The sequence below is a fragment of the Roseiarcus sp. genome, from assembly GCF_052145395.1.
Taxonomy (GTDB): Bacteria; Pseudomonadota; Alphaproteobacteria; order Rhizobiales; family Beijerinckiaceae; genus Roseiarcus.
Genome location: NZ_JBKQOT010000500.1, coordinates 1 through 10,534 on the forward strand (window position 1 = coordinate 1; position 10,534 = coordinate 10,534).

At 69.0% G+C, this 10,534-nt stretch carries 9 protein-coding genes and 2 pseudogenes; 7 read left to right on the forward strand and 4 right to left on the reverse strand.

Annotation, left to right across the window (positions count from 1 at the left end; genetic code table 11):
• Both ACLP25_RS17190 and ACLP25_RS17195 read left to right on the forward strand, forming a co-directional pair.
• Nucleotides 1-594: pseudogene (locus ACLP25_RS17190) on the forward strand (hypothetical protein); the annotation flags it as partial.
• Nucleotides 595-607: 13 nt separating this feature from the next.
• The gene (locus ACLP25_RS17195; protein ID WP_442470401.1) at nt 608-1,093 is read left to right on the forward strand and encodes an NfeD family protein; all 486 of its coding nucleotides are present in this window, start codon (nt 608-610) and stop codon (nt 1,091-1,093) included.
• On the opposite strand, the gene ACLP25_RS17200 is transcribed toward ACLP25_RS17195, so the two are convergent.
• A complete protein-coding gene (locus ACLP25_RS17200) occupies nt 1,084-1,521 on the reverse strand; it encodes a universal stress protein (protein ID WP_442470402.1) in 438 nt (145 codons plus the stop codon). The two genes, ACLP25_RS17195 and ACLP25_RS17200, sit on opposite strands and share 10 nt — an antisense overlap.
• Nucleotides 1,522-1,744: 223 nt before the next feature.
• Here ACLP25_RS17200 and ACLP25_RS17205 point away from each other — a divergent pair, with 223 nt between their 5' ends.
• Complete coding sequence (locus tag ACLP25_RS17205) at nt 1,745-2,338, forward strand: superoxide dismutase (RefSeq protein WP_442470403.1); 594 nt, start codon at nt 1,745-1,747, stop codon at nt 2,336-2,338.
• A gap of 386 nt (nt 2,339-2,724) precedes the next feature.
• On the opposite strand, the gene ACLP25_RS17210 is transcribed toward ACLP25_RS17205, so the two are convergent.
• Complete coding sequence (locus tag ACLP25_RS17210) at nt 2,725-3,327, reverse strand: TIGR00730 family Rossman fold protein (protein ID WP_442470404.1); 603 nt, start codon at nt 3,325-3,327, stop codon at nt 2,725-2,727.
• Between the two features lie 68 nt (nt 3,328-3,395).
• The gene (locus ACLP25_RS17215; protein WP_442470405.1) at nt 3,396-4,535 is read right to left on the reverse strand and encodes a CaiB/BaiF CoA transferase family protein; all 1,140 of its coding nucleotides are present in this window, start codon (nt 4,533-4,535) and stop codon (nt 3,396-3,398) included.
• 184 nt (nt 4,536-4,719) lie between these two features.
• Here ACLP25_RS17215 and ACLP25_RS17220 point away from each other — a divergent pair.
• A pseudogene (locus ACLP25_RS17220) lies at nt 4,720-5,994 on the forward strand (NAD(P)/FAD-dependent oxidoreductase); the annotation flags it as partial.
• Nucleotides 5,995-6,100: 106 nt separating this feature from the next.
• Nucleotides 6,101-7,594, forward strand: a complete 1,494-nt coding sequence (gene xylB, locus ACLP25_RS17225; RefSeq protein ID WP_442470406.1) for a xylulokinase — start codon at nt 6,101-6,103, stop codon at nt 7,592-7,594.
• Nucleotides 7,595-7,733: 139 nt separating this feature from the next.
• On the opposite strand, the gene ACLP25_RS17230 is transcribed toward xylB, so the two are convergent.
• A complete protein-coding gene (locus ACLP25_RS17230) occupies nt 7,734-8,432 on the reverse strand; it encodes a MarC family protein (RefSeq protein WP_442470407.1) in 699 nt (232 codons plus the stop codon).
• A 148-nt stretch (nt 8,433-8,580) separates the two neighbouring features.
• Here ACLP25_RS17230 and ACLP25_RS17235 point away from each other — a divergent pair, with 148 nt between their 5' ends.
• Nucleotides 8,581-9,456, forward strand: coding sequence for a DMT family transporter (locus tag ACLP25_RS17235; protein ID WP_442470408.1), 876 nt, complete (start codon nt 8,581-8,583; stop codon nt 9,454-9,456).
• A 10-nt stretch (nt 9,457-9,466) separates the two neighbouring features.
• Nucleotides 9,467-10,222 (forward strand): SDR family oxidoreductase, encoded by a 756-nt coding sequence (locus tag ACLP25_RS17240; protein ID WP_442470409.1) that lies wholly within the window; start codon nt 9,467-9,469, stop codon nt 10,220-10,222.
• Nucleotides 10,223-10,534: the final 312 nt, after the last annotated feature.

Below are 10,534 nucleotides of genomic sequence, written 5' to 3' on the forward strand. Positions count from 1 at the left end.
GTCGAGATCAAGGACATCGAGCCGCCGAAGGACCTCGTCGACGCGATGGGCCGGCAGATGAAGGCGGAACGCGAGAAACGGGCGGTCATCCTCGAGGCGGAAGGCATGCGCCAGTCCGACATCACCCGTGCGGAAGGGCGCAAGGCCGCCCTGGTGCTCGAGGCGGAAGGCCGCAGGGACGCCGCCTTCCGCGCCGCGGAGGCGGTCGAGCGCACCGCGCAGGCCGAGGCGCGGGCGACGCAGCTGATCAGCGTCGCGACCGCCGCGGGCGACGTGGTCGCGGTCAATTTCATGATCGCCGAGAAATACATCGCCGCGCTGCACGCGCTGGCGCAGTCGCCCAACCAGAAGCTCGTCATCGTCCCGATGGAGCTGTCCTCGCTCGCCGGCACGCTCGGCGGCCTGAGCCAGATCGCGGCGAGCGCCCTCGGCGGGGACGCAGTCGCCCCGTCGGCGGCCATTCCGCGTCCTCAGCGGCCAAGGCCGGCGAGCCCCGTCCCGGACACGACATTGGCGGCCCCCGCCGCCCCGCCGACGCAGACGGGGCCGCCGCCCAACGCCCCGGCGGGCGGCGTTTCTCCTTGGAGCGGCTGAGCCGGAAGCTTCGATGGACCTGCTCGTCGAATCGTCCCGCTTCGCCGCGCTCGCATGGCTCGTCGCCGGCCTCGCGCTCTGCGCGGTGGAGACGCTCGCGCCCGGCGCCTTCTTCATCTGGTTCGGCGCCGCGGCGGCGGTCGTCGGGGTTGTGGATTATGTCCTGCCGATGGGCTTCGTCGCGCAGCTCGTCCTGTTCGGCGCGCTGGTTGCGGCGCTGGTCCTGATCGGCCGGCGGGTCTACCGGTCCCTCGGCGCCGAGCCGGGTCCGCTGCCGCAGAGCCGGGCGCACGCGATGATCGGCGCGGATTTCTTTCTCGACGAGGCGATCCTCCGTGGCTACGGCCGCATTCGCGTCGGCGACAGCTCGTGGCGGGTCGCAGGCGAAGACTGCCCCGCCGGCGCCAAGGTCCGGGTGGTGGCGGTCGAAGACGGCTCGCTGCTCAAGGTCGAGCGCGCGGAGGAGCCGGTCGTTCCGCCAGCCGCGCCTCAGCGGTAGACGAGGACCGGGATGGTCGAGTGGGTGAGCACCTTGACCGTCTCGCTACCGAGCAGCAGCGCCGACATGCCGCGACGTCCGTGCGAGGCCATGACGATCAGGTCACAATCCTTGGCGTGGGCCGCGTCGATGATGGCGCGATAGGGCTGGTCGTGCACTTCGCGGAGCGTGTCGCACGGCACGCCGGCCGCTTCCGCCGCCATCTTGACCTGCTCGAGCGCCTGCTCCGCGACGCGTTGGGATTCCTCCTCGTACTCGTCCTCGCCGATCGAGACGAGCACCGCGTCCATGCTCGCGACCCGGTACGGCTCCGTGATCGTGAGGGCAGTGACCCTCGCCTTGGATTCCTTGGCGAGTTGCACCCCGTAGAGCACGGCCTTGCGCGACAGGTCGGTCCCGTCGGTCGGGATGAGGATATGCTGGAACATGGCGCCCTCCTGCTGCGTTGTCGTTCAGGTTAGGCGAAGGCGGCCGCCCGCGCCATAGGCCGTGCGCGGACGCGTCAACGCGTGTCGGCGCAGCCATCGGCCAAAGGGCTTCGGCCTTCAGTTGCGGCGCCGTCTCAGCCCGGCTAAAACTTGCGTCCCGACTGGACAATCGTCCTTCGGCTTCCGAATTTGATTCCCGCATATTGCATCAAGGAGCCGTCGCATGAGTTTCTCTCTGCCCGAACTGCCCTACGCTTACGACGCGCTGGGCCCCCACATGTCTCGCGAAACGCTCGAATATCATCACGACAAGCATCACCTTGCTTACGTCAACAACGGCAATAACGCGCTCAAGGGCACCGAATGGGAGGGCAAGCCGCTCGAGGAGATCGTCAAAGGCTCGTTCGGCAAGAACGCCGCGGTGTTCAATAACGCCGGACAGCACTTTAACCACCTGCACTTCTGGCGCTGGATGAAGCCGAACGGCGGCGGCGCGATCCCGGGCGAGCTCGAGAAGGCGCTGAAGGACTCGTTCGGCTCGATCGACAAGGCCAAGGAAGATCTGGTCCAGGCGGGCGTGACCCAGTTCGGCTCGGGCTGGGCGTGGCTCACCCTGAAGGACGGCAAGATCGCGGCCACCAAGACCCAGAACGGGGAGAGCCCGCTCGTCCACGGCGGCAAGCCCATCCTCGGCATCGACGTCTGGGAGCACTCCTACTACATCGACTATCGCAACCGCCGGCCCGACTATCTCAAGGCCTTCGTCGACCATCTGGTCAACTGGGAATACGTCGCCGAGCTGTTCGGCCAGAAATAAGCGCTGAACGCGCCAAGAGGACGCCCTCCGGCTTAAGGCCGGGGGGCCAACCGTCTCAATCGGTCAGGTTGAGAATCTTCTGCGTGCAGACGTCGACGGCGTTGGCCTCCGTGGTCTGGCCGTCCGCGAACGTTACGTGAAGATCGATCTGGCAGTCCCTTGCCCTTGGGGACCGTGGCGCCAGTCTTCTTGCCCGCCGCCAGCTTGCCGAGCGCCTTTTTGAACTTGTCGGCGCCGCTGACCGCGATTCAGACCGACACCGACCAAGCCCTCGACCCGACGACGCATCGTCTTCGCCGGGGCGGCGACGATGGCGCCGTTCGATCGGCGGGAAAAGGAGACGACGCGAGGCGGTTTGTCGCAGCGGGTCTCGGGGGATGGCTGCGTCACATGTTGTGGACGGACGCGGCCTCATCAAGCTCGGGGCCGGCGCGCTTCACGACCGCCGCGCGCAGCATCGGCGCCACGTCCTCGATCTTCTCCGCCACCAGGTAGCGCAGCTCGAACCCGCGGCGGATGAAGCCCGAATTGTTCATGTGGGCGAAAAGCGCGAGCAGCGGGCGCCAGAAGCCGTTGATGTCGGCGATCAGGATCGGCTTCTTGTGCCGGTCGAGCTGCGCCCAGGTCAACTGCTCGACCAGTTCCTCCAGCGTCCCGATCCCGCCCGGGAGCGCGACGAAGGCATCGGCCCGGTCGAACATCGCCTGCTTGCGTTCGTGCATGTTCTCGACCACCAGCATCTCCTGAGCCTCGGTCAACGCATGTTCCTTGCGCACGAGAAAACTGGGGATAATTCCCGTGACATAGCCGCCGCCGGCGAGCGTGGCGCGCGCGACGCGGCCCATCAGGCCTTCGCCGCCGCCGCCATAGACGAGGCCGATTCCCTCGCTCGCCAAAGCTTTCCCCAGCGCGTCGGCTGCTTCGGAGAAACGGGGGTCGTCGCCCTCGCCCGAGCCGCAATAAACGCAAACGTTCCGAATGGAGCTCATGCCGGCCTCTTCCTTTCGGGGAGGATTTGGACGCGACCGGGAAGCCCCGTCAAGCCGAGGCCCGCGCCTCAGCCGAGTCCGATCTCGCGCAAGATTTCCGCTTCGTGCTCGCCGAGCTTCGGCGAGCGGCGGTCGAGGACAAGGCGGCTCTCGCTCATGACGATCGGGCTGCGCAAGCCGGGCGTCCCCTGCGGGTCGATGCGCATGCCGCGCGCGATGAACTGCGGGTCGGCGAACAGGTCCGCAATGGTGTTGATCGGCCCGGCCGGCACGACGGCTGTTTCCAGAGCGGCGAGCAACGCGTCGCGCTTCCAGCCGCGCGTTGCGGAGGCAAGCTCGCGCGCAAGCTCCACCCGGTTCGTGACTCGGGCCGGGTTTGTCGAAAATCGCCCGTCGCCTGCGAGCGCGTCGAGCCCGAGGACGCCGCACAGGCGCCCGAACTGCCCGTCGTTGCCGACCGCAATGATGACGAAGCCGTCGGCGACCGGAAACGTCTGATAGGGCGCAAGATTGGGATGCGCCGCCCCCGTCCGTCCCGGCGAAATCCCTGACACCAGGAAATTCATCGCCTGGTTGGCGAGGATGGCGGCCGTGGTGTCAAAGAGCGCGAGGTCGATCCTCTGGCCGCGCCCGATCCGCTCCCGCTCAATCAGCGCCGCTTCGATGGCGATGACGCCGTAGAGGCCGGTGAAGAGGTCGCTGATCGCCACTCCCGCCCGCTGCGGCGGGCCGTCCGGCTCGCCCGTGATGTCCATGAAGCCGGACATGCCCTGGGTCAGGTAGTCGTAGCCGGCGCGCTCGGCGTAGGGTCCCGTCTGGCCGAAGCCGGTCACCGAGCAATAGACGAGGCGCGGATTGAGCGCGCTCAAGGTCTCGTAGTCGAGGTCGTACTTCTTCAGGCCGCCGACCTTGAAGTTCTCGATCAGCACGTCCGAGCGCAGCGCGAGTCTTAGCGCGATCTCTCGCCCGCGCGCCGTGGTGAAATCCGCGACGATCCCGCGCTTGCCGCGGTTGCAGGCGTGATAGTAGGCGGCTGTCCGCTCGCCGTCCGTTTCGACGAAGGGCGGTCCCCAGCGGCGCGTGTCGTCGCCCTCGGGGCTCTCGACCTTGATCACGTCGGCGCCGAGGTCGGCGAGCGTCTGGCCGATCCAGGGGCCGGCGAGGATGCGCGCGAGCTCGACGACCCGTATGCCGGAAAGAGCGCTCATGGTCTTTCGTCCTTGGTTCTGCGGGCGAATTGCGATGAGGCGAGTTGTAGACGCGGTCGTCGGCCGCGTCAGCCGCGATCAGCGATCGCGGCTACCGGGCGGCGTGGCGCGGCTGGGTCGGCTGCGGCTGGCGAGGCCCGGATCGCGCGCCTATGTTTGTCGGATTCAGGGATCCGGACCCGCGATGCTCGACGACCTCCTCACGCACGGCCTCTGGGAAAAGACGGCGCCCCCCGCTCCGCCGACCCAGCCGCTGATCGGCCACGTCAAGGCCGACGTGGCGGTCGTCGGCTGCGGCTACACCGGGCTTTCGGCCGCGCTGCGTCTTGCCGAAGCGGGCGCGAAAGTCGTCGCGCTCGAAGCGGTCCAGGTCGGCTTCGGCGGCGCGGGGCGCAATGTCGGGCTGGTCAACGCGGGCATGTGGGTGCTGCCTTCCGACATGATCGAGGCGCTCGGCTCCGACTACGGCGAGCGGGCGCTAAAACTCCTCGGCAACGCGCCGGCCGCGGTCTGGGAGACGATCGAGAAGCATAAGATCGACTGCGAGCCGGTTCACAACGGCACGCTGCATTGCGCCGTCGGCCACACCGGCGCCGAGGAGATCGCCGAGCGGGCGCGCCAATGGGGCGCGCGCGGCGCGCCGGTCAAACCGCTTTCCGCCGAGGAGACTGCGAGGCGGGTCGGCTCTACCGCCTTTTCTGGCGCGCTCCTCGACATGCGCGCCGGAACGATTCAGCCGCTCGCCTACGTCCGCGGCCTCGCCGGCGCCGCGCTCGCGGCGGGCGCCGCGATCCATACACGGAGCGCGGTTCGCGCGGCGGAGTGGACGGGCGGCGGGTGGCGGGTCGCGACCGGGGGCGGCTCGGTCACGGCCGACTGGGTCGTGGTGGCGACCGACGCCTATGGCGGGGCGCCGTGGCCGGCGCCCCGCCGCGAGCAGATCCATCTGCCCTATTTCAACTTCGCCACGGCGCCGCTTAAGCCCGACCTTCAGGCTTCGATATTGCCCGGACGCGAGGGCTGTTGGGACACGAAGACGATCCTCAGCTCCTTCCGCTTCGACCGGGCCGGGCGGCTCGTCATCGGCAGCGTCGGGGCGCTGCGCGGGACGGGACTTCCGATCCACCGCGCCTGGGCGCGGCGGGCGCTGAAAAGACTTTTTCCCAAGATCGACGCGGTCGCCTTCGAGGCGGAATGGTACGGCATGATCGGCATGACCCACGACGCCGTGCCGCGCTTTCACCGGCTTGCCGACCGGGTCGTGACCTTCTGCGGCTACAACGGCCGCGGCATCGGCCCCGGCACCGTTTTTGGCCGGATTCTCGCCGATCATGTCCTCGGCCGGATCGCGGAAAAGGACCTGCCGCTGCCCGTCACGACGCCGGACGCGCCGGCGCTGCCGGCGCTGCGCGAGGCCTATTACGAGGCCGGCGCGCAGATCGCGCACGCCGTCGGCGCGTGGGGGAGATCGGCGCCGCGGCGCTTTGCCGCCGGGGCCCCCTCGCGCCGGACAAGGACGCGGCTTTGGAGTAAGGGTTTCGCCGCATTTTGGGAGGGAGGAATCCATGGCCGAACGCGCGCACACCTATCTCGGACTCGACATCGGCACGTCCTCGGTCAAGGCGCTGCTCGTCGACGCCGACCAGAAGGTTGTCGCCGAGGCCTCCCCGTCGCTCAGCGTGTCGCGCCCGCACCCGTTATGGAGCGAGCAGGACCCGGAAGACTGGGTCAGCGGCGTCGAGGCCGGCGTCGCGGCGATCCGAAGCCAAGCCCCCGAAGCGTTCGCCAGGCTCGCGGGGATCGGGCTATCCGGCCAGATGCACGGGGCGACGCTGCTCGACGCCGCTGACAAGCCGCTCCGCCCGGCGATCCTGTGGAACGACGGCCGTTCGTTCGCCGAATGCGCCGAACTCAAGCGCCGCGTCCCCGAGGTGGAGCAGATTACCGGCAACCTCGTGATGCCGGGCTTCACCGCTCCGAAGATGCTGTGGGTCGCCGCGCACGAGCCGGAGATCGCCAGGGCGACGAAGCGCGTGCTGCTGCCCAAGGATTACGTGCGCCTGCGCCTCTCCGGCGAGGCGGTCTCGGAAATGTCGGACGCCGCGGCGACGTCCTGGCTCGACGTCGGCAAGCGGCGCTGGGACGAGCGCCTGCTCGAGGCGACCGGCCTCACGCTCGCCGCCATGCCGCGCCTCGTCGAGGGCTCCGAGGTCTCGGCCCATCTGTCGCCGGCCGTCGCCGCGGCGTGGGGCCTGGAAGGTCGCGCGATCCCGATCGCCGGCGGCGGCGGGGATAATGCGGCCTCCGCCATCGGCGTCGGCGCGACCGAGGCCGGCGAGGGCTTCGTCTCGCTCGGCACCTCGGGCGTGATCTTCTCGGTGACCGACCGCTACGTCAGCCTGCCCGAGCGCACCCTGCACGCCTTCTGCCACGCGCTGCCAAACCGCTGGCACGGCATGGCGGTGATGTTGTCGGCCGCCTCGTCGCTGTCGTGGATCGCGGGCATTCTTGGCCGCGAGAACGAGGTTGGCGCGCTCGTCGCCTCTGCGCAGAGCTTCGCCCGGTCGAAGGCGGCCATCGCCGCCGCGCCGGTGTTCCTGCCCTATCTCAGCGGCGAGCGCACGCCGCACAACGACGCCGAGGCGACCGGGATGTTCGCGGGCCTGAGGGCGAGCCATGGCGCCGACGCGCTGGTCTTTGCGGTAATGGAAGGGGTCGCCTTCTCCTTCGCCGACGGCGTCGACGTGCTCGACGCGGCCGGCGCGCGGCCCGTCCGGCCGCTGCTGGTCGGCGGCGGGGCGCGCTCCGATTTTTGGGGGCAGATGATCGCCGACGTGACCGGCCTGACCATCGACGTCGCGCAAGGGGCGGAGGCGGGCGCTGCGCTCGGCGCCGCCCGGCTCGGCATGCTCGCGGCCGGGGCGGGAACGGTTGAAGCGATTTGCACGCGCCCGCCGGTGCAGAAGAGCTTTGCGCCCAACGCCGACGGCGCCGCGCTGCACGCGCCGAGGCTCAAGCGGTATCGGGCGCTCTATCCGGCGGAGAAGGCGGCGCGCTAACCCCCCCTCGCCCCGCTGATCCCCGGGACAAGCCCGGGAAGGGAGAGGGTCGGGGTGAGGGGCGGCGCCAAGGTTCATCGGGTCGCGCCGCCCGTCATCCGGCCTTCGGCCGCCCCCCGCTTCGCGGGGCAAGGGGCGCCTAACCCACCCGCCATTTCATCACGAGGTCGCCGACTGCGGTGACGAGAATCTGCACGCCGATGCACACGAGCAGGAAAGCGGACAGGCGCACGACTACCTGCCGCGCTGTGGCCCCCATCGCCGCCGTCAGCCGGTCCGCGAATCGATAGGCGATCCAGATGATCGCGGCGTTGGCGATCGCCGCGAGCGTCACGCCGAGGAAGAACGCGAGCGCATGGGCGCTGTCCTTGGGCCGCTCCGCCCCTAGCGTGATCGCCACCGCAATCGTGCCCGGTCCGGTGGTGAAGGGCAGGGTGAGCGGGAAGAAGGCGACCTGCTTTGGGTCGTCGTCGGCGTCGCCCGTCGCGGGCTGCTGGTCGCCGGTCTTGCGATCCGGGTGCTGGTCGCCGGAGTTCAGAAGATGCCAGCCGCTGAGCGCAACGACCATGCCGCCGGCGATGCGCACGGCGTCGATCGACACGCCGAAGAAGTTGAGCACGTACGCCCCACCCCAGAGGGCGCAGAACATGATGATGAGCGAATAGAGGCCGACCAGTCCCGCGGTCGTCAGCCGGTCCGGGCGAGAGAAGGCGCGCGTGTAGACGCTGAAGATCAGCGCGCCGCCGATCGGGTTGATGATCGAGAACAGCGACGGGAACGCCAGCAGGAAGGCGACGTTCGCCGTCGCGGCGATTTCGCTGACGTTTCCGCCGAGCATGGTCCGTCCCCCGCCGAGCTTTCTGCGCTCCTACACCGCGTGAGGTCGGCGGCGCAATCGGGGGGCTCGCGGGAGCCGATTTTGCGCATGCCCATGCGAACCCGTATCATCGCCGGCGATTCCAGAAAGCGAACCGGAGGCCTTCCTCGTGCTGGGCGAAAACTCCGCGCGCCGGCGCGGCGTCCTTCTCGTGCTGTCCGCGACCGTGATGTGGAGCCTCGCGGGCGTGTTCGCCCGGGTGCTCGGCCATCTCGATGTCTGGACGGTGATGGGCTGGCGGGCGACCCTCGGGGCCGCCTCGATCTCGGTCGTCGGGATCGTCGAATGGCGTCGCGGGCGAATGGACGAATCCTTCGGCTTCGGCTGGCTCTCGCCGGTCGTCGTGGCTTTGGCGCTGATCGCCATCTCCACCTACACCGCCGCGGTGATGACCACCACCATCGCCGACGTCATGATCATCTACGCCACGCTTCCCTTCGTCGCCGCCGCGATCGGTTGGCTCGTCAACCGCGAAAGGGTGTCGGCGCGCACGCTCGCGGCCGGGGTCACGGCCTTCGCGGGAATCGCCATCATGGTCGAAAACGGCCTCGGCTCGGGGCGGCTCCTCGGGCAGGCCCTATCGGCGCTGATGACGGTCGCCTTCGCCGGCATGGTCGTGCTGCAGCGCCGCCGTCCGGGCGCGTCGATGATCGCCGTCAACGCGATCGGCGCTTTCGGTTCGGGCCTGGTCGGCTTCGCGCTCTCGCCTCATCCGCCGCTCGATCTTTATGATCTCGCCGTGCTGTTCCTGTTCGGGCTGACCACCATCGGTCTCGCCTTCGTCCTGTTCATGGAGGGGGCGAAATTCATTCCCTCCGCCGAGGCGGGACTGATCAGCCTGCTCGACGTTGTGCTCGGACCTGTCTGGGTGTTTCTTGCCTTCGGCGAGAACCCGGGCGTCCTGACCGTGCTCGGCGGGGCGATCGTGCTCGGCGCAGCGGTGTGGCGCATGGCGCCGGACCTTCGTGGCGAACGCTTGTGGTGAGGGAGGAACGATGAACGAGGAAAAATTCGCCCTTGTGACCGGCGCCGGCGTCGGGATCGGCAAGGCCTCCGCTCTGGCGCTTGCCCGCGCGGGCTGGAATGTGGCGCTCGCCGGGCGGCGGAAGGACCCGCTCGTCGCCATCGCGCGCGAGATCGGCCACCTCGGCCGCCGGGCCATCGCCATTTCCGGCGATGTCGGCGATCCTGACTCGGTCGCCGAGCTGTTCCGGACGATCGAGGACGGCTTCGGCCGGCTCGACCTCTTGTTCAACAACGCGGGCCAGAACGCCCCCGCCGTGCCGCTCGACGAACTGACCTTCGCACAATGGAAGGCGGTGGTCGACGTCAACCTCAACGGCGCCTTTTTGTGCGCGCAGGGCGCGTTCGGCCTGATGAAGCGGCAGACGCCCCAGGGCGGCCGGATCATCAACAACGGTTCGATCTCGGCCCACGTCCCGCGGCCGATGTCGGCGCCCTACACGGCGACGAAGCACGCCATCACCGGCCTCACCAAGTCGATTGCGCTCGACGGCCGGGCGCATGACATCGCCTGCGGCCAGATCGACATCGGCAACGCCCTGACCGACATGGCCCGAAAGATGACGCAGGGCGTGCCGCAGGCCGACGGCCGGATCGCGGTCGAGCCGATGATGGACGTCGAGGAGGTCGCCGCGGCGATCGTCCACATGGCGAGCCTGCCGCTCTCGACCAACATCCTCACCATGACCATCACGGCGACCAAGATGCCGTTCGTCGGGCGGGGCTGATCCGCTCGCGCGCTGCGGCACTGACGGGCCTGCCGCCCTCGTGAACAGTCCTGCTACGGAAGGAGCGCGCAATTAGTGGTCGTTCCCGCATTCGCCAAGGATGCAAGCCGCTGACTTGACGATCACGACGCCGCGCGGGAGCGGCGCGCGTGGGGATACGTCCGGACCGTCACAATGGGTATTTTCCGGGTCTATCGGTGCAACCTCGCTTACGCCTATGTAGGATTTATCGGCCCATGTTGGATCGCAGCCGCCCCCGAGAACCGTTCACGCTTCACGCGGAGCCGGCTCTCCGCAGCGCAAGGCGGTCAA

Coding starts and splice junctions, on each gene's coding strand:
- ACLP25_RS17195 (WP_442470401.1), top strand. CDS start 608: ATGGACCTGCTCGTCGAATCGTCCCGCTTCGCCGCGCTCGCATGGCTC.
- ACLP25_RS17215 (WP_442470405.1), bottom strand. CDS start 4,535: ATGAGCGCTCTTTCCGGCATACGGGTCGTCGAGCTCGCGCGCATCCTC.
- xylB (WP_442470406.1), top strand. CDS start 6,101: ATGGCCGAACGCGCGCACACCTATCTCGGACTCGACATCGGCACGTCC.
- ACLP25_RS17230 (WP_442470407.1), bottom strand. CDS start 8,432: ATGCTCGGCGGAAACGTCAGCGAAATCGCCGCGACGGCGAACGTCGCC.
- ACLP25_RS17210 (WP_442470404.1), bottom strand. CDS start 3,327: ATGAGCTCCATTCGGAACGTTTGCGTTTATTGCGGCTCGGGCGAGGGC.
- ACLP25_RS17200 (WP_442470402.1), bottom strand. CDS start 1,521: ATGTTCCAGCATATCCTCATCCCGACCGACGGGACCGACCTGTCGCGC.
- ACLP25_RS17240 (WP_442470409.1), top strand. CDS start 9,467: ATGAACGAGGAAAAATTCGCCCTTGTGACCGGCGCCGGCGTCGGGATC.
- ACLP25_RS17205 (WP_442470403.1), top strand. CDS start 1,745: ATGAGTTTCTCTCTGCCCGAACTGCCCTACGCTTACGACGCGCTGGGC.